Raw genomic sequence first — 25,331 nt, 5'->3', positions numbered from 1 at the left:
CCGGGCCGGAACGCCGGGCACAAGACGCACCGCCCAGGGCGGGGCACCGTCCACCGCGTGGGCGTGCCGTCGCCCGCACCGGCCCGGTCGCCGCCGCCCCCCAAGGCCCCGGACCGGACCGTCGCCCCGGACACGGACACGGACACGGAGACAGAGACAGCGACGTGCCCGGGACGGCCGAGTGCCGGTCACCACGGCGGCGACCGGCACTCCTCCACCTCCCGGCGCCCTCGGCGCGTACCGGCCGCGTACCGACCGACACCGGCACCGGCACCGACAGGCTCAGCGCACGTCCACGAACACCCTCGGCGACGTCCTCGCCGCCGTCCCCGACGCCACCGGCAGCACCCAGCGCCAGTACCCGTCCCGGGTGGCCCGCTGGGAGATCCGCAGCCCGCCCCGGGAGTCCGTCGTCACCCGGCCGACCGTCAGATACTCGCGTTCGCCCCGCGCCCGGAACTCCAGCCGCGCGGAGCGCCCCGGCAGCGCGACCGGCAGCCCGGTGGCCCAGTCGGCGGCCCGCGCGGTGCCGGTCAGGGTGAACGAACGGCCCGCGGACACCTTCCCGTCCGGCCCGTCGGAGGTCAGCTTCGTCGCCCGCAGGATCTGCACCGTCCCCGCCCGGCTCCGGCTGGTGAGGCTCGTGCCGCCCGCCGAACGGGCGTACGCGGCGGCCCGCCACTCGCCCGCGAACGCGTTCCGCCCCAGCTCGGTTCGGGCGTCGAGGGAGAAGTACGCCGTGCACACGGAGGTGTCCGCGCTCTTGCGCGCACAGTGCGGCGTGCTCGTCGGCAGTACGGCGTCCGGCCGGTCGAACGCCCCCCGGTAGAGCCGCACCCCGCTGCCCGCGACCCCCGTCGGATGGGTGACGGTGTACGTCACGTCGTACACCCGGTCGGCGTCGCCGAAGCCCTCGCCGACCGCCGGTACGACCGTCCTGCTGCCGTTGACGGTCACGTGCGAGACCTTGATCCCACCGGCCTGCTCGTCCGCGAGCGGCGCCGGGCCGCCGAACGCCCGCAGCAGGGTCCGCGTGAGCGTCGTCCCGTCCGCCGCGGCCGCCCGCGCGCGCAGCGAGACATAACGGGCGCCGGACGGCACGGTGAACCGGGCGCTGCGCCGGTCGCCGCCGCTGCCGGGGGTGAGGTCCGCGGTGCCGCTCAGCCGCAGCGGGTGCCAGGTGCCGCCGTCGTCGGTGGAGTACTCCAGGGAGGTCGGCGTGGCGGTGACGCGCCCCGTCCGCGAGGAGGCGGTGAGATGCACGGTGACGGGCGCGCTGCCCGCCGTGTTCCGGTCGCTGAGCCCGGAGACCCGCATCCGGACGTCGGACAGCGGCAGTTCACCGGGGCGCGCGCCCGGCCCGCCGGGGACGAAGGTCCACACGCTGTGCTGGGTACGGGTGTACCGGCGGGGGCTGTCCGTGTGCCGCACGGTCTGGTACAGGGTGTGCGGCACCCCCGTCTCCTTCAGGGTGACCGACCACGGCGCCCCCAGCGCCCGCCCCCGCTCCCGCGCGACCAGCGCGCCCCGCGAGGTGAGTTCGAGGTCTTCCGTCGCGTCGCGGTCGAGCCCCTGATGGCCGTAGCCGTCCCCGTACGCGCAGGGCTCCGCGAAGGTGAGCCGGGTGCCGCGCAGTTCGCTGGGCTCGCTCTGCGGCAGCGCGCAGGCGCCCGCCCCGAACGGGGCGGCCCCGAGGACGTGCCCCGTGCTCCCGCCCGCCGCGGGCAGCCGCCGCCCGGTCGTCAGCGCGGGTCCGTCGGGGGAGTCGAGCGTGTGCCGGACGGCGATGCCGGGGGTCGCGTACTCGGTCACCCGCGCGGGCAGCCGGACCGGGGTCGCGACCGTGGACGAGGTGTTCCCGCGCAGGTCACGGGAGCTGGACAGCCAGCCGATGGTGTCGAGTCCCGGGGAGCGCAGGGTGAGCACGGTCCGCGCCAGGCCGGCCGTGCGGACGGTGGCCCGGGGCGTGGCCGGGACGGTGTCGCGGAACTCCTTGACCAGCTCGTACCGGTAGGGACTCGGGACGTTGGCGGTGGTCCCCTTCTTCACCTGCACCTCGTGCACCCGCAGCGAGATGCCCTTCAGTGTGAACGGGGTGACCAGCACCCGCTGTCCCCGGCCGCCCATGAAGCCGACGACCTCGCCGTTCGGCAGCCGCAGCGACACGGCGGCACCGGCCCGGCGGGCGGTGCTGTCGTCGGTGGTGACGGCGGTCTCGCGGGCGGCGCGGGCGTCCATGGCCACGGTCAGCGCCCGGTCCCGGACGGTGAAGGCGCGGGCGAGGAGATGATCGGCCGCCGGGCCGCCGTACATGCCGACGGCGAGATAGTCGCCCGGCGGCAGCCACACGGTGCCGTCCGCGCCCCGCGTACCCACGGTGACCTCGTGGTACGCCCAGGTCGTACGGTTCCAGACCTGGACGACGGGGCCGTTGGCGGTGGCGCCCGTGAGGACGACACCCACCTTGAACGGGCCGCCGCGCGCACCTCGTCCGGCGGCGTTGCCGGTGGGGGTGCCCCCGGTCGTGGTGCTCCCGGTCGTGGTGTTCACCGTGGTGGCGGGCAGGGCCCGGGGGAGCCCGGCCGGACGGAGCGTCAGTTCGCCGCCGCGCTGGGTGTACGCGTACCGCCCGGGCTGTTCCTGTCCGGCGAGGGGGACGAGACGGACGGCGGGGGCCGCCGCTCCCGGGGCGGCGGCGGGCTCCACCCGGTCACCGGTGGGGAGCACGGCCGAGCCCGCCCGCGCAACGGGGGCCACGGGCAGCACGGGAGCCACCGGCTTCACCGGCTTCACGGGCGTCCCGGCGGTGGCCGGTGCCGCGCCCGGTGCCAGCAGCAGGGAGGCGGCCAGCGCCACGGCCAGGGCACCCCCGGCGGCCGCCCGCACCGCGGCCCGCCCCCGGCCGCCGCGCGGACCACCGTCTCGCTGCCGACACCCGCCCTGCGTCCACCCGCCCTGCGCCTGCCCGTCGGGTGTCGGTTCGTCGGGTGTCGGTCCGTCCCAGGTCGGATCGTCCTGGGTCGGTCCGTCCGGCGCCTGCCCACCGGGCGCCTGCCCGCCGGGCGTCCGCCCGTCCCGTATCCGTCCGTACCGCATGGCTCAGCGGCCCCCCTCGTTCCCCGGGGCCGTCCGCCGCGCCGTCGGGCCACCCCCGACGCCTGGTCCGAAAACGCCCCTGACCTGGGGGCACAGTACCTTCAGCGGGTAGCCGCCCGGTCAGGCGGGGAAGCGCCGGTCCACCCATCGCCAGGCCAGCTCCACCAGGCCCGCCGCCACCACCGCGATCACGACCGCCGTCCACGGCATGGTGGTCCCCACCAGTTTCAGCGCGAAGAAGTCCTGGAGCCAGGGCACGGTCACGACCACCACGAAGCCGAACCCCATGGCCGCCACGAGCACGATCCGCCACCAGGTGTAGGGCCGGGCGATGATCGCGAGCACCCACATCGCGATCAGGAACAGCGTCAGGGTCGCCACGCTGGTCTCCGCGTCCAGCGCGTTCGGCCCGCTGTAGTGGGCGCGGGCCAGCAGATACGTGGTGAAGGTGCCCGCCGCCGCGATGGTCCCGGCCGGGATCGAGTACCGCATCACCCGCCGGACGAAGTGCGGTTTCGCCCGTTCCCGGTTGGGCGCGAGCGCGAGGAAGAAGGCGGGGACCCCGATGGTCAGCGTGGACAGCAGCGCCAGATGCCGGGGCAGGAACGGGTACTCCACCTGGCTGCACACGACCAGGATCGCCAGCAGCACCGAATAGACGGTCTTGGTGAGGAAGAGGGTGGCGACTCGGGTGATGTTGCCGATGACCCGGCGCCCCTCGGCGACGACCGACGGCAGGGTGGCGAAGCTGTTGTTCAGCAGCACGATCTGGGCGACCGCCCGGGTGGCCTCGGAGCCCGAGCCCATCGACACCCCGATGTCGGCGTCCTTCAGCGCGAGCACGTCATTGACGCCGTCGCCGGTCATGGCGACGGTGTGCCCCCGGGCCTGGAGCGCCCCGACCATGTCCCGTTTCTGCTGCGGGGTCACCCGGCCGAAGACGGCGTGGGCGTCCAGCGCCTCCCCCAGCGGCCCCGCCTCGGTGGGAAGGGTCCGCGCGTCCACCGCGCGCTGGGCGCCGGGCAGTTCCAGTTTCGCGGCCACCGCGCCGACGGAGACGGCGTTGTCGCCGGAGATGACCTTCGTACGGACGTCCTGTTCGGCGAAGTACCGCAGGGTGTCGGGGGCGTCGGGGCGCAGCCGCTGCTCCAGCACGACGAGGGCGGCCGGACGCAGCCGCAGCCGCTCCCCGGCGCCGGGGGTGTCCAGCGGTCCGTCCGTCCGGGCCAGCAGCAGCACCCGCAGCCCCTGCTCGTTGAGGCGTTCGGTCTCGGCGAGCGCGGCCGACCCCCGTTCCAGGAGGACGTCCGGCGCCCCCAGCAGCCAGGCGGACCGGGCCCCGTCCGCCTCGGTGAAGCTCGCGCCGCTGTACTTGCGGGCGGAGGAGAACGGCAGGGTGTCGGTGACCGTCCACCCGGCGCCGTCCGGGCAGGCCGCCGCGATGGCCTTCAGGGAGGCGTTGGGACGCGGGTCCGAGGCCCCCAGCGCGCCGAGCACCTGCCGGGCGTACCGCTCACCGGTCCCGTTCAGCGGGCGCACCTCGCTGACGTCCATGCCGCCCTCGGTGAGCGTCCCGGTCTTGTCCAGGCAGACGACGTCCACCCGGGCCAGCCCCTCGATCGCGGGCAGCTCCTGCACCAGGCACTGCTGGCGCCCCAGCCGGATCACTCCGATGGCGAAGGCGATGGAGGTGAGCAGGACCAGCCCCTCGGGGATCATCGGCACGATGCCGCCGACGGTCCGGGCGATGGAGTCCTGGAAGTCGGAGTTCTTGACCACGAGCTGGCTGATGATCAGACCGATGGCGGTCGGGACCAGCATCCAGGTCACATATTTGAGGATGACGCTGATGCCGTTGCGCAGCTCCGAGTCGACGAGGGTGAAACGGGACGCCTCCTCGGCGAGCTGGGCCGCGTACGCCTCGCGGCCGACGCGGGTCGCGGTGAAGGCGCCGCCGCCCGCGACGACGAAGCTGCCGGACATCACCGGGTCGCCGGGCTGTTTCAGCACGGGGTCGGCCTCGCCCGTGAGCAGGGACTCGTCGATCTCCAGCCCGTCGGCCTCGACGACCTCGCCATCGACGACGGCCTTGTCCCCGGGGCCCAGCTCCACCAGGTCGCCGAGGACGATGGCGGAGGTGGAGATCCCGGCGGACCGCCCGTCGCGCCGGACGGTGGGCCGGGCCTCGCCGATGACCGCGAGTCCGTCGAGGGTCTTCTTCGCGCGCAGCTCCTGGACGATGCCGATGCCGGTGTTGGCGATGATGATCCAGCCGAAGAGGCTGTCCTGGATCGGAGCGACGATCAGCATGATCACCCAGAGGACGCCGATGAGGGCGTTGAAGCGGGTGAAGACATTGGCCCGGACGATGTCGGCGGTGGAGCGGGAGGAGCGGACGGGGACATCGTTGACCTCGCCGCGCGCGATCCGCTCGGCGACCTCGGCGGTGGTCAGCCCGGTGGCGCTCCGGGCCCCCGGCCCGACGGCGGACGCCCCCGTGCCCGCCCCGTCGTCCGGTTCGGCGGACGGCCCCGTGCCCGGCCGGGTGTCCGCCCCCGTGCCCGGCCCGGCGGACGGTCTCGTGGGCGGTCCTGCGGACGGTCCCGTGCCCGGCCCGGCGGACGGTCTCGTGGGCGGTCCTGCGGACGGTCCCGTGCCCGGCCCGGCGGACGGCCCTGTGCCCGGCCCGTCGTCCGGTCCTGCGGACGGTCGCGTGGGCGGCCGCGCGGGCGGTCGCACCGGATGGACGGGGTCCAGCTCCGCGCCCGCGTCGATGAGCCGCCGGGGCGGTTTGACGGGGTGGACGGGGTCCAGCTCGGCGCCCGCGTCGATCCGGGGGCCGCACCGGGCCGCCGCGCCCGTGTCCTTGGGCCGGGGCGTCCGGGCCGTCCCCGCCCGGCGCCCGGCCGCGTCGGCTCCGGCCGTCCTGTCGCGCCCGGCCGCGCTGTCGTGTCCGCCCGCCGACGGGCCGTCCGGCTCAGGGCCGCCGTCCGTGTTGATCCCTGCCCGCTGGGTCATGATTTGTACGGTACGGGCGCAGGGGTCGGCTCACCCCTTGGACTGGCCTGAAATGAGTGGTGTCGATCCCGGACCCCGGGCCGGGCGGGTCGGTCCTACTCGCGCTCGGCGGGCTCCGCCCGCTCCTCGCGTTCCCCCGCGGCCTCCGCACGCTTGAGCGCGGCCTCGCGCCCGCGGACGTACCAGATGCCGATCAGCCCCAGGCCGGCACCGGCCAGACAGGTCCAGACCCACCACATCAGGCCGCGTTCCTCGAACCAGCCGTAGAACGGGATCTGCACCAGGAAGAGGACGAACCAGATGATCGTGCCACCGGTGATGGTGCCGACGACAGGCCCCTCCAGGGGCTCGGGCGCCTCGTGCTTGGGGGTCCACTTCGCCATGGTCACCAGTCTAGGCAACCGGCCGTCCCGGCCGTCCCCCCAAGGGTCTACGCGCGGAGATGGCGATCTTTCCCCTATATCTTCATACTGAAACGGTTTGCTTTTGACCTGAATGATTCGTAGGAACATCCAAGCTGCAAATGAGGACGGAATGACCCCGACGGCCTCCGCCGCCGCCCCCGAGCATCAGCCACAGGGCCCCCTCAGCGGTCTGGACCGCTTCTTCAAGATCTCCGAACGCGGATCGACGGTCGCCCGCGAAGTGCGGGGAGGTTTCGCCACCTTCTTCGCGATGGCCTACATCATCGTGCTGAACCCGATCATCCTCGGCAGCGCCGTGGACATGAACGGCCACCGGCTCGACAACGCCCAGCTCGTCACCGCGACCGTGCTGACGGCCGCCTTCTCCACCCTCCTCATGGGTGTGATCGGCAATGTCCCGATCGCCCTCGCGGCGGGCCTCGGCGTCAACACCGTGGTCGCCCTTCAGCTCGCCCCCCGGATGACCTGGCCCGACGCGATGGGCATGGTGGTCCTCGCGGGCTTTGTGGTGATGCTGCTGGTGGCGACGGGGCTGCGGGAACGGGTGATGAGCGCCGTCCCGAACAGTCTGCGCAAGGGCATCGCGATCGGCATCGGCCTCTTCATCATGCTGATCGGCCTGGTGGACGCGGGCTTCGTCTCCCGTATCCCGGACGTCGCGCAGACCACGGTCCCGCTCACCCTGGGCCAGGGCGGTCACCTCATGGGCTGGCCGGTCCTCGTCTTCGTCCTCGGCGCGCTGCTCACCCTGGTCCTGATCATCCGCAAGGTGCAGGGCGCGATCCTGATCTCCATCGTGGCGATGACCGTCCTGGCGCTGATCATCGAGGCGATCGCCGAGCTGCCGAAGGGGAGCTGGGGCCTGACCACCCCGCAGTGGCCGGGCAACCCGCTCTCGACGCCCGACTTCGGTCTGGTCGGCGAGGTCAGCCTGTTCGGCGGCTTCGAGAAGGTCGGCGTCCTCACGGGCTGTCTCTTCGTCTTCACCGTGCTGCTGTCCTGCTTCTTCGACGCGATGGGCACGATCCTGGGCGTCGGTGACGAGGCCAAGCTGCTGGACAAGGACGGCAATCTCCCCGGCATCAACAAGGTGCTGATCGTCGACGGCATCGCCGTCGCCTCGGGCGGTGCCACCTCGTCCTCGGCGACGACCTGCTTCGTGGAGTCCACGGCGGGTGTCGGCGAGGGCGCGCGCACGGGTCTCGCCTCGGTGGTCACGGGTGCGCTCTTCTCGGTGGCGCTCTTCCTCACCCCGCTGGCCACGATGGTCCCGTCCCAGGCCGCGACCCCGGCCCTGCTGGCGGTGGGCTTCCTGATCCTGGCCGGTTCGATCCGGGACATCGACTGGACCGACTGGACGCTCGCCGTCCCCGCGTTCCTGGCCATGGTGATGATGCCGTTCACCTACTCGATCACCAATGGCATCGGTATCGGCTTCATCACCTTCTGTGTGCTGCGGCTGGCGGTCGGCCGGGGCCGTGAGGTGCCGATGGCGATGTATGTGGTCTCGGCGGTCTTCGTCTTCTACTACGCGATGCCCGCGCTGGGGCTGACCTAGCAGCGGGAACCAGGCCGGGCACCGTGCGGTGCCCGGGAGAGACCGGAAGCCGCCCGCGTCCAGGGGCATCAAACGGGACGCGGACGGCTTCCGGCCGTTTCGGGGGAGACGGGAGACGGGAGACGCGGGGGGCGGGGTCCTGAGGTCCCGGCCAGGGGGCGAGGGGCCTCAAGGCCCGGCCAGAGGGCGAGGGTTTCAGGCCCGGCCGTAGAGGCGCTCCGTCTCCTCCAGCGCCGCACGGAACCGTTCGTCGAAGTCGTCCTGTTTCAGCGTCCGCAGGACGTAGTCCTGGACGCTCATCCGGCGGTGGGCGGCCCGCAGCCGGATGCGTTCCAGCAGCTCACCGTCTATCCGCAAGCTGAGCACAGTCGATCCCATTCGCCCAGGGTCCCCCGACTCGTGCCGTCCGGACAGATTTCCCTACCCATCTCACCCGTACGGGTGAGAACAAGCCGATTGGTCTTTAGGAAGGGTAATGAGTTATGCTAACGAACATGTCAGACCAGTCCCCCGGCGGCGCCGACCACGCCGCCCGCGCGGAGGCCGAGGACGCCGCCGCGATCAACGCACTGCGCTCTTCCGTGATGCGGCTCGGCCGCAGGCTGAAGCACCAGCGCGTCGATGAGTCGCTGAGCCCCACCGAGATGTCGGTGCTCGGCACGCTCGCCCGCTGTGGCTCGGCCACCCCGGGCGAGCTGGCCCGCAAGGAGCATGTCCAGCCGCCGTCCATGACCCGGATCGTGGCGCTGCTGGAGGCCAAGGGGCTGGTCCGGCTGGAGCCGCACCCCGACGACCGCCGTCAGAAGGTCGTCAGCCGGACCGAGCGGGCCGAGGCCATGCTCGAAGAGAGCCGCCGCAAGCGGAACGCCTGGCTGGCCGACCTCGCCGAAGGTCTGGACGAGGACGAATGGGCCAAGCTGCGTGCCGCCGCCCCGGTCCTGGAGAAGCTCGCGCACCTGTAACCCACCACCGAGGAGGCGACCCTTTTGCGTACGGGACCCGGAGCAGACTCCGCACCCGCACCCGTCCCTACCACCACGTTCGGCTCACTGAAGATCCGGAACTACCGGCTCTTCGCCCTGGGCGCCCTCATATCCAACACCGGCACCTGGATGCAGCGCATCGCGCAGGACTGGCTGGTGCTGACGCTCACGGGCTCCGCCTCCGCCGTGGGCATCACCATCGCCCTCCAGTTCCTGCCGATGCTGCTCTTCGGCCTCTACGGCGGCGTCCTCGCCGACCGGCTGCCCAAGCGCCCGCTGCTGCTCGCCACCCAGTCCGCCATGGGCCTGACGGGTGTGGCGCTCGCCGTCCTCACCCTCAGCGGCCAGGTCGAGGTCTGGCACGTCTATCTGACCGCCTTCCTCCTCGGTCTCGTCACCGTCGTCGACAACCCGGCCCGGCAGACGTTCGTCTCCGAGCTGGTCGGCCCCGCCCAGCTCTCCAACGCGGTCAGCCTGAACTCCGCCAACTTCCAGTCCGCCCGGCTCATCGGGCCCGCCGTCGCCGGTGTGCTGATCACCGCCGTCGGCAGCGGCTACGCCTTCCTCTTCAACGGAGTCTCCTTCCTCGCCCCGATCGTCGCGCTGCTGCTGATCCGCCCCGCCGAGCTGCACCGCTCCGAGCGGGCGCCGCGCGGAAAGGGACAGCTCAGGGAGGGGCTGCGCTATGTCTCCGCCCACCCCGAACTGATCTGGCCGATCGTCCTCATCGGATTCGTCGGCACCTTCGGTTTCAACTTCCCCATCTGGCTCACGGCCTTCGTCCACGAGGTCTACGACTCCGGCGCCGAGACCTACGGCCTGCTCAACACGCTCATGGCCGCGGGCTCCCTCGCGGGCGCGCTGCTCGCGGCCCGGCGCGGCACCTCCCGGCTGCGGTTCCTGGTCGGCGCGGCGCTGCTCTTCGGCGTCCTGGAGGTCCTGGCCGCCCTCGCGCCCGGCTTCTGGCTCTTCGCTCTGCTGATGGTCCTGGTCGGGATGGTCGGGCTGACGGTCAATGTGACCGCGAACTCCAGCGTCCAGACGGCGACCGACCCGGCGGTCCGCGGCCGGGTGATGAGCCTGTTCATGATGGTCTTCGTCGGCGGCGCCCCGCTCGGCGGCCCGCTCTTCGGCTGGCTCACGGACGCCTACGGCCCGCGCGTCAGCCTCGCCGCGGGCGGCGTGATCTCCTTCCTCGCGGCGGCGGCCGTCGGCCTCCTGCTGGCCCGCGCGGGCGGCCTCCGTCTCCGGGTCGACCTCCGCAGGGGCCACAAGCACCTCGCGTTCGTCCCGAGACAGCGCGAGCCCCGACCGTCCCGGAAGCCGCTGACGACGGCGGCCTGACCCCGGCCCGGGGGCCCGGCACGGGCGGCTCGCCATCACCCCGTGATGGCGGGCCGCCCCCGCCGGGGAGCCCACGCTCCCTGGGGGCCGTGTGGGCCAGACTCGGCGCATGAGACTCTTCGCCGCCGTACTGCCCCCGCCCGGCGCGACGGCCGAGCTGGCCGACGCCGTCGCCCGGCTCCGGGGGCTGCCGGACGCCGGTCGGCTGCGCTGGACCGGGCGGGCCGGGTGGCACTTCACGCTCGCCTTCATGGGAGAGGTCGACGGCGCCGTGCTGCCCGAGCTGAGCGCACGGCTGGCGCGGGCCGCGCGGCGGACGAGGGCCTTCGGGGTGCGGCTGCACGGCGCGGGTCAGTTCGGCGGGCGGGTGCTGTGGACCGGGGCGGCCGGGGACATCGACGGGATGCGGATGCTCGCGGAGCGCTCGTACGCGGCGGCGGCCCGGTCCGGTGTCCCGATGGAGGAGCACCGCGCCTACCGCGCGCATCTCACGGTCGCCCGCAGCCGGGAGGACGTGGATCTCGCCCCCTTCGTCGCGGGGCTGGCCCCCTTCGAGGGCACCCCCTGGGACGTGACCCGGATCGCACTCGTCCGCAGCCGTCTCCCCACCGGGGGCACCCCCGGTGAGCAGCCCCGTTACGAGACCGTCGGCGCCTGGGACCTGGGCTCGGGGACGTCCGGGCCCGCGGGTTAACCTCGTGGTGTGAACTCCAAGACCAGAAACCAGATCATGGCGGCCGTCCTTGTGCTGATGTTCGCGGTGGTCGCCATCGCCGGGGCCCTCGGCCAGTAGGCCCCGTTCCGCCCGGGCGAGCCCCGGCCGACAGGCCCCGTTCCGCCGGGCGAGTCCCGGTCGACAGGCCCGTTCCGCCAGGTGCGCACCCGGCCCGGTGGCACTGGCACGGGGCTGAACCCGTGGCCGTACCTGCCCGTGGAAGTGGTTGGCCCGCCTGGGGCCGGCGCCCCCTCGCACCCCGGCGTCCCCACCCACTTCCGGAGGTCCGGTCAGAGATGTTCCGGCGATCCACACCACGACGGCGATCGACAGGGCTCATGGCGGTGGCCGCGGGCCTGGCCCTGGCCCTCGGCGCCGGTGGCACGGCCGAAGCCGCACCGCGGACCACCCGCGTCGGCAGCGGCGAGTATCTGATGGCGATCGTCTTCGAGCACGACTACTTCCGGGGCGCCTACCTGGAGCTGTGGGCCGAGCTGTGCTCCCCGTCGACCCATCTCCAGTACTTCCGGCTCCCGCCCTCCTGGAACGACAAGGCCAGCTCCATCCGGGTCCGCCGGGGCTGCGACGTCTACGCGTTCGAACACAGCGACATGAACGGGGGCCGGCTCCACGTGGGCAGCGATCAGGCGTATCTCGGCGTGTGGAACGACCGGATCAGCTCCTTCACGGTCCAGTACCCGTGACGGAGTGAGGCACCCCCGCGACGGCCCGCAACGCCGACCGCCACGGGGTGGCCCCGCCGAACCCCTCGCACTCGCCGTGCTCGCCGTACTCGTCGCCGTGCTCGTCGTCGTCTGCGTCGTCTTCATGGAGGGCAACCATGTTCCAGCGCATCAGGACCATCCGTCGCCACGGCCGATCGCCCGGGTGTACCGGACGGACGGGTCCGGCCGCGGTGCTCGCGGCGGTGGCGAGCACCGTGCTCGCCCTCGGCACGGCGGGCACAGCGCAGGCCGCGCCCGCGACCGCCGTCGTCGGCAGTGGCGACATCGTCATGGGGGTCGTGTACAAGGACGCGTACTACCGCGGCGGGGCGATCGAACTCCGCGGGCAGAGGTGCAGCGCGCAGGTCCCCGCGCAGCTCGTCAGGACGCTTCCCTGGAACTGGAACGACAAGATCAGCTCGATCCAGGTCAGTGACTCCTGCGACACCATGATCTACGAGCACGGCTTCAACGTCGGTGAGCGCTTCCGGGTGTCGAGCGATCTGCCGATACTCGGCCCCTGGAACGACAGGATCAGCTCCTTGGCCTTCATCCCCAAGTAGCCCGGCGCCCGTTCCCGCGCACGGCCCCCGTTCCCGCCCCCGTTCCCGACACCGCCCCGTCCCGGCGTGCGCCGAACCCGCCGGGACGGGGCGGTGTGGCTCCGGTCCCCGGCCGGGACTACCAGGCGAACGCCTCCGGGGACGCCCCCGGGCCCGGGAAGATCGCGTCCAGCTCGCCGAGCAGCTCCCCGCTCAGCTCCAGCCCGACCGCGCGCACCGCCCCGTCGAGCTGCTCCACCGTCCGCGGCCCGACGATCGGCCCCGTGACCCCGGGCCGGGTCAGCAGCCACGCCAGCGCCGTCTCGCCCGGGGCCAGCCCGTGCCTGTCCAGCAGCTCCTCGTACGCCTGGACCTGCGCCCGCACCCCCGGCAGCTCCAGCCGGTCCAGCGCCCGCCCGGCCGCGCGCCGGCCGCCCTCCGCCTGCTTCTTGAGGATGCCGCCGAGCATCCCGCCGTGCAGCGGCGACCAGGGGATGACCCCCAGTCCGTACGCCTCGGCCGCCGGGATCACCTCCATCTCCACGCGCCGCTCCGCGAGGTTGTACAGACACTGCTCGCTGACCAGGCCGAACGAGCCCCGGCGCCGGGCCTCCTCGTTCATCTGGGCGATCTTCCAGCCGGGGAAGTTGGACGAGGCCGCGTAAAGGATCTTGCCCTGCTGGACGAGGGTGTCGACCGCCTGCCAGATCTCGTCCACCGGCGTCAGCCGGTCGATGTGGTGGAACTGGTACACATCGATGTGATCGGTCCCCAGCCGCTTCAGACTGGCGTCCACCCCCCGCCGGATGTTCAGCGCGGAGAGCTTCCCGTAGTTGGGCCACGGCTCGCCCTCGGGGCTCATGTCCCCGTACACCTTGGTCGCGAGCACCACTTTCTCCCGGCGCCCGCCGCCCCGCGCGAACCAGCTCCCGATGATCTCCTCGGTGCGGCCCTTGTTCTCGCCCCACCCGTAGACGTTCGCCGTGTCGAAGAAGTTGACCCCCGCCCCGAGCGCGGCGTCCATGATCGCGTGACTGTCGGCCTCATCCGTGAAGGGCCCGAAGTTCATCGTCCCGAGAACGATCCGGCTGACCTTGAGCCCTGTCCGTCCGAGCTGCGTGTATTCCATGAACGCCCACCCAATCCCGTGGAGCCCGCTCCAGGCAAGGGCCCTCGCCGGGCGGCGGTGCCACCGGTCGGGTGCACCGGGCCGGCCGAGGCGGCAAGCCGATGGCCCCCCTGCCCGAGGAAAAGACATCGCCGCAGGTCACGGCCGGGACATAGCCTCCGGTCCATGACGTACGACATCAGTTTGGTCCAGGTGGGCCCCGGCGAGGGCAGCGCGCGGGAGGCGCTGGAGCGGCAGGTGGCCGGGATGGGTCCCGATGCCGAACTGGAGCCGTTGCGGCTCAGCGGTCAGGAGCGGGACGCGTGGGAACGGGTGCTGCTGCGGGTGGGGCGGGAGATCGCGCCCGTCGAGCCCGAGGAGTTTCCGTACAGCCTGGGGTTCTGGTACCAGGGCCCCCTGGGGACCGTGCACTGCTCCTACTACGGGGACTCCGCCGACATCGAGGTCCCGTACCGCTACGCCGGGGCGGAGGCCCTCGCCGTGATGGAGCTGGCGTACCGCGTCGCGCACGTCATCGAGGAGGAATGCGGGCTGACGGGCCACGACTTCGAGGTGGACCAGCCGACGCGCACCGGCGATCCCGCGCGGGCCGCCGCCCGGCTGGGCGGTGTGGGCGGCCTGGTGCGACGGGAGGTCGCCGCGAGGGGGACCGGCGGATGACGCCGCGCCCGCGCACCTGACGCTCCGCGCGGATCGGGCCAGGAACGGGTATCACGCGAACTGACGCGCCAGGAACCGGCGTCCCTAGCAGGCAGACCGGGCACCCTGCCGCCGCTCGCCGCGCCCCGCGCGCCGAATTCCTGGATATACCGTGCCACTTCGCTTCATCGAATCTCCTCTTCCGCTACCGCTGAACGGAAGACACCGCCTCCCTCCCGGGTGCCGCCTTCCCCTGGTCGACACGGCCCTGAGCGGCACCGGGACGAGGCGGTATCTGTGCGCTTAAAAACCAGTCTGCGGATCAGCTGCGTCCCCTGGGCGGCTCCCGTCGCCGTAGCTCTGTCGCTTTTCTACTTCTTCTACGCCACCGGCATAGCCGGGGACCGGCTGTACGGCTACGCGCCGAGTCTGGTGTCGGCCGCTCTGGAGGTCCTCTACGCCTTCGCCTACGGCTTGGCGGCAGGGCTGGCGGTATGGGAGAGCGGCCGGATGAGAGCCGCGGGCGTCTGGGCCATGGCCCCGGTCCGCTCCCGTTACCGGGTGGCGTGGAACGGGATCGCCCCCGCGGTCTACTGCGCCTGGCTGCTGCTCGTTCTGCCCGTGACCGTCGCCCTCGTCGGCGCGCGCACCCTGCCGACCCTGCCGGGCCTGGCGCCCCTGCTCCTGGCGATGGTCCTGTGCGTGGCGCACGGGGCCATCGGATTCGCCGTCGGTCTCTTCGTCCCGCGTCTGGTCGCGGCCCCCGTCATGGCCACGGCGGTCTGGCTGCTCGTCGCCTTCACCGTCGCGAGCGACGCGTTCTGGAAACGGCATGTGTCCGGCCAGTACCCCACGGCTTTCGAGTTCGGCGAAGCGGCCGCCTACGGGTCCTACCTTCCCCATCTGCTCTTCACCGGCGGAATCGCGGCCGGGGTGGCCCTGCTGTGGATTCCCCTCCGGCCCAGGGCCGTCCGCGCCGCGCTCGCCCTCGCCGTGATGGCCGTCCTCCCCTTCATCGCTTATCAGAAGGTGAAGACCTGGGGCCCGAACCCGCCTCTGCTGTCCCAGCAGGCACCCCTGGAGTGCATGGGCGAAGCACCGGAGGTCTGCGTCCCGGAGACCGGTCCCACCCCCGCGAGGGAGGTCTGGAAGGAAACGGTCCAGGTCCTCGGCGAACTCCGGTGCGCCGGAGGCCCGGCCCGGCCCGGGAGGATCGTCGACCGTATGACCGACGGCCGTGCCGCCCCGCCGTCGACACGGGACGTCTGGCGGCTCCACCTCACCTACGCGGTCGGCAAGGGCGAACTCCGGCAGCGGCTCACCGAAGAGGCCGCCGCCCACGGCTGTCGGCGGACCTCATGACGTGGTGGCTCAAGGCGCGCCGCGTCCATCCGGTCCTGACCGCCGCGTTCGGGGCCTTCCTCCTGCTACTGATGGTCTTCCGGAGCGACTCCGTGGTCCTCCCCTCGCTGGTCGCCGGGAGTACGCAGGTCGCTCTCTCGCTGTTCGTCCCGGTCCCCCTGGTCGCCGGGCTGGCCCTGTGCCTGGAATCCCGGCTGCCCGCCGCCGAGACGACGGGTGTCCGCCCGGTCTTCGGTCTGGACGCGGCGCTCGCGGCAGGCGTCGCCGCGGTGGCGGTGGCGGTGAGCGCGCTCGCCGGAGCGGTCATCGGTGACACGGTCACCATGGCGGTCGGACGCAACACGCTCTTCCTCACCGGCCTCATGCTCATCGCCCGCGCCCGGTTCGGCCAGCCCGGCACCCTGCTGCCGATGGCCTGGATCATGCTCGTCTGCCTCACCGGCTTCCGCCCCGGCAACGACGCCTACCCCTGGACCGTCATTCCGGAACCGCTCGGCGCCCCGCACGCCGCTGCCGCCGCCGTGCTGATGTTCGCCCTCGGACTCACCGTCCAGATCCGCTCCGCGAGGAGAGCCCGATGACTCTTGAACTGTCCTCCTGCACCTACGCGTACGGGCGGCGCAAGGCGGCCGTCCTCACCGACTTCAGCTACCGCCTCCCGCCTGGCCTCACGGTCCTCCTGGGACCCAACGGGGCGGGCAAGTCCACGGTGTTGAAGCTCGGCGCCTCGGTCGCGCGCCCCCACCGGGGCGATGTCCGCTTCGGCACCACCCCCAGCACCGCCAAAGCCTTCCGCAAGGCCGTCGCCTGGATGCCGCAGGACATCGTCGCGATGCCCGGCATGACCGCACGCGAGTATGTCGCCTACGCGGGCTGGCTGAAGGGCATGAGCCGCGCGGACGCCTGGTGCCGGGCGCGGCGGGCACTGGCGCGGGTGGAGCTGACCGACAGGAGCGACAGCAGGACGAACGATCTCTCGGGCGGCCAGCTCCGCCGCGTCGGCGTCGCCGCCGCCCTGGTGCACGACGCGCAGATTCTGTTGCTGGACGAGCCCACCGCCGGGATGGACCCGCGCCAGCGCCGCGTCTTCCGGGACCTGCTCGGCCGACTCACGGACGAGGTGAGCGTCCTCATGTCGACGCATGACGTCGCCGACCTCGCGGAGGAGGCCGACCACGTCACCGTGCTCGCCGGGGGCCGCGTCCTGCACTCCGGGACGACGGACACCTTCCTCGCCCACGCCCCCCAGGACACGCCCCCCGGCCGACTGGCCGAAGCCGCCTACACGGAACTGCTCGGACGGTACGAGTGAGCCGTACGCGGCAGGGGGCCGACGCCTCGCCCCGCTCCGCAGGCCCCCGCCGCACCGGGACGGGGGCCTGCGGGCGTGCTCACATCCTGAACGTGAACGACACGGAGCTGGTGCGGTCGTGCCAGTCACCCAGGTCCGCTACGTCGTCCCTGATGCTCCTGCGGGGCCCGCCCAGCCAGGTGTGTTCGAAGAGGACGATGAGACATTTGTGCTCTGTGTACAGGTCGATCGAGCTGATGCGGTCGTTCCAGCCGTCGTACAGCTCGTTGATGTTCTCCGGCTTGCTGAATGCTTTGCACGGCGGGGCGTAGAGGTAGTACGCCTCGCCTTCGTAGTTCGCGTGTTCGTACACGACTGCGATGAGCTGGTAGTCGGCTTTCGGGTCTGCCTCGGCGGTGGACGCTGTGCCGAGGGCGAGTGCCAGGCTCGCCAGGGCCGCGACGAGTTTTGCCGGACGTAATCGTTTGATCATGGTCGTCTCCGGGGGAGTCGGACAGCACGATTCTTCGTCGGCTCCAGCGCGCGCGTACTGGGCCTGCCCCTTCCCACGGGGCCGCTGCGTCATGGGTTCATATTGTTTGGGAAGAAACGAATGGCCCCGGGCGGTGGACTCCACCCGGGGCCATGCGTGTTCAGGGGTACGTCACATGGTCAGCTCATCGATGAACGCGTTCCAGCAGGCCGAACGGAAGACGCGGACGGGGACGAGGCCCCTGCCCCGCAGGTCCCTGCCGCACCGGGGCGGGGGCCTGCGGGCGTGCTCACTGGCCCAATGTGAACGACAGGGAGCTGGTGCGGTCGTTCCAGTCACCCAGGTCCGCTACGTCGTTCCTGATGCTTTTGCGGGCCCCGCTCGCCCAGGTGTGCTCGAAGAGGACGACGAAACATTTGTGCTGCGTGTTCATGTCGATCGAGCTGATCTGGTCGTTCCAGCCGTAGTACAGCTCGTTGATGTACTCCGGCTGGCTGTAGGGCTTGCACGGTGGGCCGTAGAGGTAGTACGCCTCTCCGCCGTAGTACGTGTCCTCGTACGCGATCGCGATGAGCTGGTAGTCGGCTTTCGGGTCTGCCTCGGCGGTGGACGCTGTGCCGAGGGCGAGTGCCAGGCTCGCCAGGGCCGCGACGAGTTTTGCCGGACGTAATCGTTTGATCATGGTCGTCTCCGGGGGAGTCGGACAGCACGATTCTTCGTCGGCTCCAGCGCGCGCGTACTGGGCCTGCCCCTCCCCACGCGGTGGCTGCGTCATGGGTTCATATTGTTTGGGAAGAAACGAATGGCCCCGGGCGGTGGACTCCACCCGGGGCCATGCGTGTTCAGGGGTACGTCACATGGTCAGCTCATCGATGAACGCGTTCCAGCAGGCCGAACGGAAGATGAGACCGACGCCCCGCCTCGCAGGCCCCGCCGCACCGGGGCGGGGCCTGCGGGCGCGCTCACTAGTTGAACGTGAACGACAGGGAGCTAGTGCGGTCGTTCCAGTCCTCCAGGTCCGCCGTGTCCCTCCAGATCTTCTTGCGGGCCCCGCTCAACCAGGTGTGCTCGAAGAGAGTGACGACACAACTGTGCTGTTCGTACAGGTCGATCGAGCTGATGTGGTCGTTCCAGCCGTAGCCCAGCTCGTTGAGGCTCTCCGGCCGGTTGTTGGACTTGCACGGCGGGGCGTAGATGTAGTACGACTCGCCGTCGTAGTCCGCGTGTTCGTACACGACTGCGACGAGCTGGTAGTCGGCCTTCGGGTCCGCCTCGGCGGCGGATGCGGTGCCGAGGACGAGCGCCAGGCTCGCCAGGGCCGCGACGAGTTTTGCCGGACGTAATCGCTGGATCATGGTCGCCTCCGGGGGAGTCGGACAGCACGATTCTTCGTCGGCTCCAGCGCGCGCGTACTGGGCCTGCCCCTCCCCACGCGGTGGCTGCGTCATGGGTTCATATTGTTTGGGAAGAAACGAATGGCCCCGGGCGGCGGACTCCACCCGGGGCCATGCGTGTTCAGGGGTACGTCACATGGTCAGCTCATCGATGAACGCGTTCCAGGAGGCCGAACGGAAGACGAGGACGGGGCCCTCGGGGGCGGCCTTGCTGTCGCGGACGGGGACGATGCCGGGGAGGTCGTAGACGATCTCCAGGCAACTTCCTCCGCTCGCGCCGCTGTAGCTGGACTTGCGCCACCGCATGTCACTGAACATGTGCGTACTCCCCACTACTTGGTCAGATCGCTGAGGAAAGCTGCCCACGCGGAGCCACGGAAGACGACGGCGGGGCCCGCCGTGACCTTACTGTCGCGCACCGGTACGAGCCCGGGGAAGTCCTCGGTGACCTCCAGGCAGTCGCCGCCGCTCCCGCCGCTGTAGCTCGACTTCCTCCACTGCGCTCGCTGAAGGGCGTGCTCACTGATCACCTTCGAACTCCTTTGCCACGTGCTCCAGCAGGGCCAGCGACGCGTCCAAGGGCAGAGCGTCGCCCAGGGCGAGAGCGTAGGACGCCTCGCAGTCGTCCACGGTAGCGGGGTTGTCGATGATCCGCCCGGTCTTCAGCCCCTCCACGTAGGCGATGGGAGGAGCGTCCTCGAAGCGGAAGAGCATCAACATGCTCTCCATCATGGAGTGCGCTCCCACGCTGAACGGAAGCACATGCACCCGGACCCGTCCGGAGCGCCCGAGGGCGGCGATATGCCTCAACTGCTGGGCCATCACGGCCGGTCCGCCGACGGGCCGTCGGAGTGCGGACTCGTCAAGCAGCGCCCAGACTTCGGCCTCACCCTTGAGTAGCTTCGCCCGCTCTATCCGGGTCTTCACGCTGCGCTCTATGTCGTCGACGATGTAGTTGACGTTGGCGGCCTTGAAGACGGCGCGAGCGTAGGCGGGGGTCTGAAGGATGCCGGGGATCAGAGCGGACCCGTAGAGCCGCATGACCTGCGCCAGTGATTCCATCTCGGCCGCCGCGGCGAAGTGATCCGGATACCGCCCCTCGTCCAAGGACTCACGCCAGCGGTGGAAGAAGCCATCGGTCTCCAGGATCTGGTCCAATCGCTTGGCGTCGTCGGGCCGGGGCCGTCGGCGCCCTGCCTCGAAGTGGGCGATCATCTGCGGCGAGATGACACACATCTCGCCCAGTTTGGCCTGGGTGTAACCGGCCTTGTTCCGCCGTCGGGCCAGCTCGTCGCCGTAGAACTCCTGGGGCGACCGGGGCCGGCTCTGATTCTGGTTCTGGTTCTTGTCAGCCATGACGAACTACACCTCTCTCCACCGTTGCTTGGAGGGGCCTGGACACTTCCGCAGGCTAGCGGCTGGGGGTGACGATGTAGCCACGTTCCGCAACAAGCACCCCGAAGGAGGTGAAGTTTCGTGTTCCCCCCGAACTACCGTGTGCACGAGACCTCTCCGCTGCTGTCGTCGCCGACCCGGCACGAGGCCCTGGCCGCCTGGGCCGTCAACCGCACCCTGGGCAGCCGCGTCGAACTGGTGGACTTCCCGGACGACGACGGGCCCCAGGTCTATCTGCCGCTCACGGTGTCGGACGGCAGCATGGGCCGCCCCACCGGCCTGTATCTGGCGACCCACGAGGCGGAGGCCCTGGCCTCGGAACTGATCGAGGTCCTGCGCGCCGCGAACGAGAGCCGCCGCAGGCCGCGCGAGTTCCGCCGCAACCAGGCGGCACCCGGGCCAGCGGACGAGTGATCCGCTCCCGCCGCCGTCGCCGCTGCATAGCACTGCTGTACGCGGTGGTCTATCTGGGCTCCGTCGCTTTACTGCTCACCGGCGTGCTCCGCCCGGGCATCTACGGCGCCGTGCCCCACCTCGTTTAACGCCGTTTAAAAATGCCCCCGGTCCCGCCGGTAGGCCGTCCTCTCCGCAAGGGACAGGCCCCCGGGCCCGGGCCGCCCCGACCGGCCACCACGCCCCGCCGGTCGGGGCACCCCCGTCGCTCCACCGCGGAATCGGTCCCGCCGGAGCGACACCCCCGGGGGCCCCGGGTCTCGTACAGGTGACCCAACGGCCCCCGGGGGAACCGACCTCTCTGGCAGTCTGGCGGCCACCCCTACCCGGAAGGCGGCGGACCGTTGCGCATCGTCCTGGTGTCCTACTCGGCGGAGGGCTTCGCCCATCTGCACCGCGTCTGCGAGGAGGCGGGCCACACCCCCGTGGCCTACGTCCACAGCCGTTCCCTCACCCCGCGCGGTCCCAGCAGGCCCGGCGCGGGCGAGGTCGTGGCCGGGATCGTCGGCTCGATCCCGGCGGGGATGGATCTCCTGCTGCCGGGCAGTACCGCCACCCTCGCCCATACCCTCCTCGGCTACGAGGCCGATCTGCTCCTCTGCTACGGCTTCCCGTGGCGCTTCCCCGGCTCCGTTCTGCGCGCGACCCGGCTCGGCGCCGTCAACGTCCACACCTCGCTGCTGCCCCGCTACCGGGGGCCGCTGCCGGTGCACTGGGCGATCCGCAACGGCGACCCGGAGATCGGGGTGAGCGTCCACTGGATGGACGAGCGCTTCGACACCGGGAACCTCCTCGCCCAGGAGGGCGGCGTCCCGCTCCCCGACGACGTCCTCGGCGCCGAGTTGTTCCCCGTGCTCAACCAGGTCATCGCCCGCCTGCTGCCCACCGCTCTGGCGCGGGCCGCCGCCGGTGACCCCGGCGATCCGCAGTCCGCCGACGGAGCCTTCTACGGGGGGTGGATGGAGCCGGAGTTCTCCCGGATCGACTGGGCGCACTCCGCCCGGGACATCCACAACCAGGTCCGCACCGTCCGTTTCCGCACCTCGGGGAAGTCCGGGCCCACGGCGACGCTGGATGGCGGCGGGGTCACCGTGCTCCGGACCTCCCTCGCGCCGGTGGACGGCGCTGTGCGGGTCGAGTGCGGCGACGGGCCGCTGTGGCTGATGGATTTCAGTCCGGCCGAAACGCCCGTTGCGTAGCTCCACCAGGCGTGTTGGAGAGCCTGCCGCCACGGTCGCACGTGTCCGGAATGTACCTTGACGTACGATTCTTAAGGCTATACGTTCCGTGACGGACTCTGTCGGCTCGCCCTGGAGGTACCGCCATGGAACGTGCGTGGGAAGCAGATCCGTCAGCCGAGATGTTGCGTCGACTCGGCAAGTCGGCAGCGGAGTTGGGGCAGACCGGCGGTGATGACGGCTGCCCGGACATCTGGGAGCTGGACAACGGCGATGTCGCCGTGATCGGCCGCGACCTGACGGAGAGTTACGCTCGTCGGCTTCCCGACGGGGTCACCCTCGCGCCCGACGAGCGATTCGTCGTCATCCCCCGTGCCACCATCGTCGCAGCGAAGGCCGACATCCCTGATGCGTGAACGTCCCCATCTGAACCACTCCACCGGCGAACGTCTGGAACTCGACGTCTACCGCGCCGACTTCCAGCAGTACTTCTGGAACATCGGCGATCTGGGCTTCTGGAAACTCGAACGGCAGCAGCACTTCCAGGAGCCCGGGGTGGAGAGCTGGGAAGCCTTCCACCGGGGCGACTGGGAGGAGTCGCTGCGGCTCCTCGCCGGGCCTGGCGGGCACTACCAGGAGCATCTGAAGAAGGTCGCGGACCACGGCTTCGCCCTGCACCGGGTCCGCGTCGTGGAAGAGCCCATCGTGCCCTACCTCCAGTGGGAGCTGAACCTCCTCAAGCTGAAGGCCGAGTGCGGGGAGCGGACCCGGGTCATCGGGCCCGAGCGGGTGCGCGGCCTGGAGGACGAGGGGCCGCTGCCGGAGATCATCGTTCTCGCCGACTTCGTGCTCTACGAGATCGTCTACGACGCGGACGGCATCCTCGCCGGCGGTGTCCGCCACAAGGAACCGGCCACCGTCTCCGCGTGGCGGGAGTTCATCAAGAACCTGCACGCCGAAGGCGAGGAGATGGTGGAATTCTTCCGCCGCCGTGTCGCCGACCTGTCCCCGCCGGACGTGTCGGGCCCGTCAGCCGCACACCGCTGAACCAACGAAGGGGCTGTTCAGACACATGGGGACACCGGAAGAGCCCGTGGAGTCCGACGGCGGCGGGCAGGACGGGAGCTCCCACGCCGAGTTCTCCGGCGGCACCGCCACCCATGTCATCCAGGCGCGGAGCGTGCAGGGCGGAGTCCACTTCCACCGCACCCCCGCCGTGGTGGACCCCCCTCGGCAACTCCCGCCCGGAGTCCGTGGCTTTACCAACCGGGTGGCGGACCTGGCCCGGCTCGCGGAGCTGTTGGAGACCGAGGGGGAGGAGACCGAGGCGGTCACCCTCGCGGTGATCGCGGGAACCGCCGGGGTCGGCAAGACCTCGCTGGCGGTGCACTGGGCCCACCGCATCCGCGACCACTTCCCCGACGGGCAGCTCTACGTGAACCTGCGCGGATACGACCCCGTTCCGCCGGTCGGACCGGATCAGGTACTGGACCGCTTCCTGCGGGCCCTCGGGGTTCCCCCGGCGCGCATCCCCGCCGACACGGACGACAAGGCCGCCCTCTACCGGTCCCGGCTGGCCGGGCGGCGGCTCCTCGTCCTCCTCGACAACGCCGCCACCGCGCAGCAGGTCCGGCCGCTGCTCCCCGGCACCCCGGACTGTCTGACCGTCGTCACCAGCCGCAACCGGATGTCCGGTCTGGTGGCCAGGGACGGCGCCCGCCGGGTCACCGTCGGTGTCCTGGACGAAGCGGAAGCCGTCGAACTCCTGCGCAGGACGACGAAGGAGTACCGCCGGGGCGACGACCCGGCCGAGCTGACCGAACTCGCCCGGCTCTGCGCGTATCTGCCACTGGCGCTGCGGATCGCGGCGGAACGGGCCGCCAGCAGGCCCTGGATGCCGCTGCGGGAGTTGATAGGGGATCTGCGCGACGAGTCTGCGCTGTGGGACGCGCTGACCGCCGAGGAGGGCGAGGAGGCCGACGCGGTGCGCACGGTCTTCGCGTGGTCCTACCGCGCGCTGTCCCCGGACGCCGCCCGGCTCTTCCGGCTCCTCGGACTGCACCCGGGTCCCGAATTCGGGGCCCCTGTCGCGGCGGCCCTCATCGGCTGCGGCACAAGCGCCGTGCGGCAACTCCTCGACACCCTCGCCGGGGCGCATCTGCTGGAACAGACCGCCTCCGGCCGCCACCAGTTCCACGACCTGCTGCGTGCCTACGCCGTCGACCAGGTCAACCAGGAGGAGAGCGGCGAGGACCGCACGGAGCTGCTGCGCCGCCTGCTGCTCTGGTACCTGCACACCGCCGACGCGGCGGCAGGCGCCGGGTACCGGCCGCACCGGACGTCACTGCCCCCGGCGGAAGCCGCCGGGGCCGGGATCGAACCGCTCGCCTTCCGCGACGAGCACGAGGCCGTCGACTGGCTCACCACCGAGCAGACCAACCTCGCCGCCGCCGTCCGGGCCGCCGCCGACGCCGGTTTCGACGCGATCGCCTGGCGGCTCCACGCCGTGCTGCGCTCGTTCTACGCGCGCCAGAACCTGTTCGCCGACTGGTTCGCCACCGGCGGCATCGCGCTGGACGCGGCACGCCGTGCGGACGACCGCCACGGCCAGGCGGAGATACACCACAGCCTGGGGGCGGCCCACACCCAGTCCCAGCGGCCCGACCGGGGCGCCGAGCACCACACGGCCGCCCTCGCCCTCCGCCGGGAGACCGGTGACCGGCTCGGCGAACTCATGTCGCTGAACGGACTCGGCCTGACGGAGCTGCGCCGCCGTGGGCTGCCGGAGGCACGTACCGCCTTCGCGCAGGCCCTCGCGATCGCCGGGGAACGGGACGACCGGCACTGGCGGGCCGTGATCCTCTCCAACATCGGCCAGGTACACGGCGAGCTGGAGGAGTACGAGGAGGCCCGGGAGCATCTGACCGAGGCGCTGGGCATCCTGCGCGAGCTGGGCGCGGAGGGCAGCGAGGGGAACGCGCTGCGCTGCCTCAGCGTCGCCCAGCGCGGCCTGGGCGACACCGAGGGCGCGCTGGACTCCGTCAGCCGCGCTGTCGACATCGCGCGCGAGCACGGGAACGCGATGTGGGAGGGGTACTGGCTGCTGGAGCTGGGCCACGTCCACCTGGCCCTGGACCGGCCGGACGAGGCCCTGGCCGCGTTCCAGAAGGCCGGGGCCCAGCAGCGCAGGCTCGGCGACCGCAGCCGCGAGGCACGCGCACTCGACGGCACGGGTGAGGCGTATCAGCGGCTCGGCCGCCCCGAGGAGGCCACCGGCTTCCACCGCCGCGCCGTCGCCGCCCACCGCGAACTGCGCGACACCTGGTGGCTCGCGCTCGCGCTGGAGAACCTGGCGCGTGCGCTGGACGCCATGGACTCCCCGGCGGACGCGGCAGCCACCCGCCGGGACATCCTGGCGCTGCCGTTCCACCCCGGTGACCGTGCGGCCGTCCGGCTGCGGGACCGGGTCGGCTCCGTCGTCCGGGCGAAGACAGGGTGATCGCGGGGCCGCCGCACCCGTCTTGTCATCCCGTGCACATTTGCTTGTTGATATGTGCAAGTGCCTTCCGGAGGTCCCGGCCCGCCCGCCAA

General features: G+C 71.6%; 26 protein-coding genes. 15 read left to right on the top strand and 11 right to left on the bottom strand.

Annotation, left to right across the window (positions count from 1 at the left end; genetic code table 11):
• Positions 1–282: 282 nt before the first annotated feature.
• From CRV15_RS11905 to CRV15_RS11895, 3 genes are all read right to left on the bottom strand, one after another.
• The gene (locus CRV15_RS11905; RefSeq protein ID WP_230864153.1) at positions 283–2,856 is read right to left on the bottom strand and encodes an RHS repeat domain-containing protein; all 2,574 of its coding nucleotides are present in this window, start codon (positions 2,854–2,856) and stop codon (positions 283–285) included.
• Positions 2,857–3,216: 360 nt separating this feature from the next.
• Complete coding sequence (locus CRV15_RS11900) at positions 3,217–6,114, bottom strand: HAD-IC family P-type ATPase (RefSeq protein WP_003961323.1); 2,898 nt, start codon at positions 6,112–6,114, stop codon at positions 3,217–3,219.
• Between the two features lie 95 nt (positions 6,115–6,209).
• Positions 6,210–6,497: a DUF2530 domain-containing protein gene (locus tag CRV15_RS11895; protein ID WP_003957796.1), complete on the bottom strand. Its 288-nt coding sequence runs from the start codon at positions 6,495–6,497 to the stop codon at positions 6,210–6,212.
• Between the two features lie 151 nt (positions 6,498–6,648).
• Between CRV15_RS11895 and CRV15_RS11890 the strand changes: the two genes are divergently transcribed.
• Positions 6,649–8,097 (top strand): NCS2 family permease, encoded by a 1,449-nt coding sequence (locus tag CRV15_RS11890; protein WP_003957795.1) that lies wholly within the window; start codon positions 6,649–6,651, stop codon positions 8,095–8,097.
• A 195-nt stretch (positions 8,098–8,292) separates the two neighbouring features.
• On the opposite strand, the gene CRV15_RS11885 is transcribed toward CRV15_RS11890, so the two are convergent.
• Positions 8,293–8,475, bottom strand: coding sequence for a hypothetical protein (locus tag CRV15_RS11885; RefSeq protein WP_003957794.1), 183 nt, complete (start codon positions 8,473–8,475; stop codon positions 8,293–8,295).
• 116 nt (positions 8,476–8,591) lie between these two features.
• Between CRV15_RS11885 and CRV15_RS11880 the strand changes: the two genes are divergently transcribed.
• The 5 genes from CRV15_RS11880 (at position 8,592) to CRV15_RS11860 (ending at position 12,427) form a co-directional block, all read left to right on the top strand.
• The gene (locus tag CRV15_RS11880) at positions 8,592–9,059 is read left to right on the top strand and encodes a MarR family winged helix-turn-helix transcriptional regulator (protein WP_003957793.1); all 468 of its coding nucleotides are present in this window, start codon (positions 8,592–8,594) and stop codon (positions 9,057–9,059) included.
• Positions 9,060–9,083: 24 nt separating this feature from the next.
• Positions 9,084–10,424: an MFS transporter gene (locus tag CRV15_RS11875; RefSeq protein ID WP_003957792.1), complete on the top strand. Its 1,341-nt coding sequence runs from the start codon at positions 9,084–9,086 to the stop codon at positions 10,422–10,424.
• A 109-nt stretch (positions 10,425–10,533) separates the two neighbouring features.
• Positions 10,534–11,118: an RNA 2',3'-cyclic phosphodiesterase gene (gene thpR / locus CRV15_RS11870; protein ID WP_003961325.1), complete on the top strand. Its 585-nt coding sequence runs from the start codon at positions 10,534–10,536 to the stop codon at positions 11,116–11,118.
• Between the two features lie 359 nt (positions 11,119–11,477).
• A complete protein-coding gene (locus tag CRV15_RS11865; protein ID WP_003961327.1) occupies positions 11,478–11,843 on the top strand; it encodes a beta/gamma crystallin domain-containing protein in 366 nt (121 codons plus the stop codon).
• A 137-nt stretch (positions 11,844–11,980) separates the two neighbouring features.
• A complete protein-coding gene (locus CRV15_RS11860; RefSeq protein WP_230864154.1) occupies positions 11,981–12,427 on the top strand; it encodes a hypothetical protein in 447 nt (148 codons plus the stop codon).
• A 118-nt stretch (positions 12,428–12,545) separates the two neighbouring features.
• Here CRV15_RS11860 and CRV15_RS11855 read toward each other — a convergent pair whose 3' ends face one another.
• Positions 12,546–13,535 (bottom strand): aldo/keto reductase, encoded by a 990-nt coding sequence (locus CRV15_RS11855; RefSeq protein WP_003957787.1) that lies wholly within the window; start codon positions 13,533–13,535, stop codon positions 12,546–12,548.
• Positions 13,536–13,700: 165 nt separating this feature from the next.
• Between CRV15_RS11855 and CRV15_RS11850 the strand changes: the two genes are divergently transcribed.
• From CRV15_RS11850 to CRV15_RS11835, 4 genes are all read left to right on the top strand, one after another.
• The gene (locus CRV15_RS11850; RefSeq protein WP_003957786.1) at positions 13,701–14,195 is read left to right on the top strand and encodes a hypothetical protein; all 495 of its coding nucleotides are present in this window, start codon (positions 13,701–13,703) and stop codon (positions 14,193–14,195) included.
• Positions 14,196–14,471: 276 nt separating this feature from the next.
• On the top strand, positions 14,472–15,536 hold the full coding sequence (locus CRV15_RS11845) for a hypothetical protein (RefSeq protein WP_003961329.1): 1,065 nt from the start codon (positions 14,472–14,474) through the stop codon (positions 15,534–15,536).
• Positions 15,533–16,117 carry a hypothetical protein gene (locus tag CRV15_RS11840; protein ID WP_003957784.1) on the top strand — a complete coding sequence of 195 codons (585 nt, stop codon included), beginning with the start codon at positions 15,533–15,535 and terminating at the stop codon, positions 16,115–16,117. Before CRV15_RS11845 ends, CRV15_RS11840 begins: the two co-directional genes overlap by 4 nt.
• Positions 16,114–16,848, top strand: a complete 735-nt coding sequence (locus tag CRV15_RS11835) for an ATP-binding cassette domain-containing protein (RefSeq protein WP_003957783.1) — start codon at positions 16,114–16,116, stop codon at positions 16,846–16,848. Before CRV15_RS11840 ends, CRV15_RS11835 begins: the two co-directional genes overlap by 4 nt.
• Positions 16,849–16,927: 79 nt before the next feature.
• Here the strand turns inward: CRV15_RS11835 and CRV15_RS11830 are convergent, their stop codons facing one another.
• The 6 genes from CRV15_RS11830 to CRV15_RS11805 form a co-directional block, all read right to left on the bottom strand.
• Positions 16,928–17,320: a hypothetical protein gene (locus tag CRV15_RS11830; protein ID WP_003961330.1), complete on the bottom strand. Its 393-nt coding sequence runs from the start codon at positions 17,318–17,320 to the stop codon at positions 16,928–16,930.
• Positions 17,321–17,609: 289 nt separating this feature from the next.
• Positions 17,610–18,002 carry a hypothetical protein gene (locus CRV15_RS11825; protein ID WP_003961332.1) on the bottom strand — a complete coding sequence of 131 codons (393 nt, stop codon included), beginning with the start codon at positions 18,000–18,002 and terminating at the stop codon, positions 17,610–17,612.
• A 283-nt stretch (positions 18,003–18,285) separates the two neighbouring features.
• Positions 18,286–18,675: a hypothetical protein gene (locus CRV15_RS11820; RefSeq protein WP_009997194.1), complete on the bottom strand. Its 390-nt coding sequence runs from the start codon at positions 18,673–18,675 to the stop codon at positions 18,286–18,288.
• A gap of 171 nt (positions 18,676–18,846) precedes the next feature.
• Positions 18,847–19,032, bottom strand: coding sequence for a DUF397 domain-containing protein (locus tag CRV15_RS11815; RefSeq protein WP_003961334.1), 186 nt, complete (start codon positions 19,030–19,032; stop codon positions 18,847–18,849).
• A gap of 14 nt (positions 19,033–19,046) precedes the next feature.
• Positions 19,047–19,244: a DUF397 domain-containing protein gene (locus CRV15_RS11810; protein ID WP_003957779.1), complete on the bottom strand. Its 198-nt coding sequence runs from the start codon at positions 19,242–19,244 to the stop codon at positions 19,047–19,049.
• Entirely contained in the window at positions 19,234–20,070 is an 837-nt protein-coding gene (locus CRV15_RS11805; protein WP_003957778.1) for a helix-turn-helix domain-containing protein, read from the bottom strand. Before CRV15_RS11805 ends, CRV15_RS11810 begins: the two co-directional genes overlap by 11 nt.
• 120 nt (positions 20,071–20,190) lie before the next feature.
• Between CRV15_RS11805 and CRV15_RS11800 the strand changes: the two genes are divergently transcribed.
• The 5 genes from CRV15_RS11800 to CRV15_RS11780 all read left to right on the top strand — a co-directional run bounded on the left by CRV15_RS11800 (position 20,191) and on the right by CRV15_RS11780 (position 25,239).
• Complete coding sequence (locus tag CRV15_RS11800; protein WP_003957777.1) at positions 20,191–20,523, top strand: hypothetical protein; 333 nt, start codon at positions 20,191–20,193, stop codon at positions 20,521–20,523.
• A gap of 383 nt (positions 20,524–20,906) precedes the next feature.
• On the top strand, positions 20,907–21,761 hold the full coding sequence (locus tag CRV15_RS11795) for a methionyl-tRNA formyltransferase (RefSeq protein WP_003957775.1): 855 nt from the start codon (positions 20,907–20,909) through the stop codon (positions 21,759–21,761).
• 125 nt (positions 21,762–21,886) lie between these two features.
• On the top strand, positions 21,887–22,156 hold the full coding sequence (locus CRV15_RS11790; protein ID WP_003957774.1) for a hypothetical protein: 270 nt from the start codon (positions 21,887–21,889) through the stop codon (positions 22,154–22,156).
• A complete protein-coding gene (locus tag CRV15_RS11785; protein WP_003961335.1) occupies positions 22,149–22,787 on the top strand; it encodes a DUF6879 family protein in 639 nt (212 codons plus the stop codon). The genes CRV15_RS11790 and CRV15_RS11785 overlap by 8 nt, the downstream gene beginning before the upstream one ends.
• A 25-nt stretch (positions 22,788–22,812) precedes the next feature.
• A complete protein-coding gene (locus tag CRV15_RS11780; protein WP_003961336.1) occupies positions 22,813–25,239 on the top strand; it encodes an ATP-binding protein in 2,427 nt (808 codons plus the stop codon).
• The last annotated feature ends 92 nt before the right edge of the window (positions 25,240–25,331 follow it).

This window comes from Streptomyces clavuligerus (genome assembly GCF_005519465.1).
Lineage (GTDB): Bacteria > Actinomycetota > Actinomycetes > Streptomycetales > Streptomycetaceae > Streptomyces > Streptomyces clavuligerus.
Note: the sequence above shows the minus strand (reverse complement) of the source record. Positions and strands in the feature narration are given on the sequence as shown.

What these genes read in the sequence shown, in the direction of transcription:
- CRV15_RS11815 (WP_003961334.1), bottom strand. Translation starts at nt 19,032, where the DNA reads ATGTTCAGTGACATGCGGTGGCGCAAGTCCAGCTACAGCGGCGCGAGC.
- CRV15_RS11785 (WP_003961335.1), top strand. Translation starts at nt 22,149, where the DNA reads ATGCGTGAACGTCCCCATCTGAACCACTCCACCGGCGAACGTCTGGAA.
- CRV15_RS11825 (WP_003961332.1), bottom strand. Translation starts at nt 18,002, where the DNA reads ATGATCAAACGATTACGTCCGGCAAAACTCGTCGCGGCCCTGGCGAGC.
- CRV15_RS11860 (WP_230864154.1), top strand. Translation starts at nt 11,981, where the DNA reads ATGTTCCAGCGCATCAGGACCATCCGTCGCCACGGCCGATCGCCCGGG.
- CRV15_RS11865 (WP_003961327.1), top strand. Translation starts at nt 11,478, where the DNA reads ATGGCGGTGGCCGCGGGCCTGGCCCTGGCCCTCGGCGCCGGTGGCACG.
- CRV15_RS11840 (WP_003957784.1), top strand. Translation starts at nt 15,533, where the DNA reads ATGACGTGGTGGCTCAAGGCGCGCCGCGTCCATCCGGTCCTGACCGCC.
- CRV15_RS11900 (WP_003961323.1), bottom strand. Translation starts at nt 6,114, where the DNA reads ATGACCCAGCGGGCAGGGATCAACACGGACGGCGGCCCTGAGCCGGAC.
- CRV15_RS11895 (WP_003957796.1), bottom strand. Translation starts at nt 6,497, where the DNA reads ATGGCGAAGTGGACCCCCAAGCACGAGGCGCCCGAGCCCCTGGAGGGG.
- thpR (WP_003961325.1), top strand. Translation starts at nt 10,534, where the DNA reads ATGAGACTCTTCGCCGCCGTACTGCCCCCGCCCGGCGCGACGGCCGAG.
- CRV15_RS11790 (WP_003957774.1), top strand. Translation starts at nt 21,887, where the DNA reads ATGGAACGTGCGTGGGAAGCAGATCCGTCAGCCGAGATGTTGCGTCGA.
- CRV15_RS11780 (WP_003961336.1), top strand. Translation starts at nt 22,813, where the DNA reads ATGGGGACACCGGAAGAGCCCGTGGAGTCCGACGGCGGCGGGCAGGAC.
- CRV15_RS11890 (WP_003957795.1), top strand. Translation starts at nt 6,649, where the DNA reads ATGACCCCGACGGCCTCCGCCGCCGCCCCCGAGCATCAGCCACAGGGC.
- CRV15_RS11820 (WP_009997194.1), bottom strand. Translation starts at nt 18,675, where the DNA reads ATGATCCAGCGATTACGTCCGGCAAAACTCGTCGCGGCCCTGGCGAGC.
- CRV15_RS11835 (WP_003957783.1), top strand. Translation starts at nt 16,114, where the DNA reads ATGACTCTTGAACTGTCCTCCTGCACCTACGCGTACGGGCGGCGCAAG.
- CRV15_RS11880 (WP_003957793.1), top strand. Translation starts at nt 8,592, where the DNA reads ATGTCAGACCAGTCCCCCGGCGGCGCCGACCACGCCGCCCGCGCGGAG.
- CRV15_RS11885 (WP_003957794.1), bottom strand. Translation starts at nt 8,475, where the DNA reads ATGGGATCGACTGTGCTCAGCTTGCGGATAGACGGTGAGCTGCTGGAA.
- CRV15_RS11850 (WP_003957786.1), top strand. Translation starts at nt 13,701, where the DNA reads ATGACGTACGACATCAGTTTGGTCCAGGTGGGCCCCGGCGAGGGCAGC.
- CRV15_RS11805 (WP_003957778.1), bottom strand. Translation starts at nt 20,070, where the DNA reads ATGGCTGACAAGAACCAGAACCAGAATCAGAGCCGGCCCCGGTCGCCC.
- CRV15_RS11855 (WP_003957787.1), bottom strand. Translation starts at nt 13,535, where the DNA reads ATGGAATACACGCAGCTCGGACGGACAGGGCTCAAGGTCAGCCGGATC.
- CRV15_RS11830 (WP_003961330.1), bottom strand. Translation starts at nt 17,320, where the DNA reads ATGATCAAACGATTACGTCCGGCAAAACTCGTCGCGGCCCTGGCGAGC.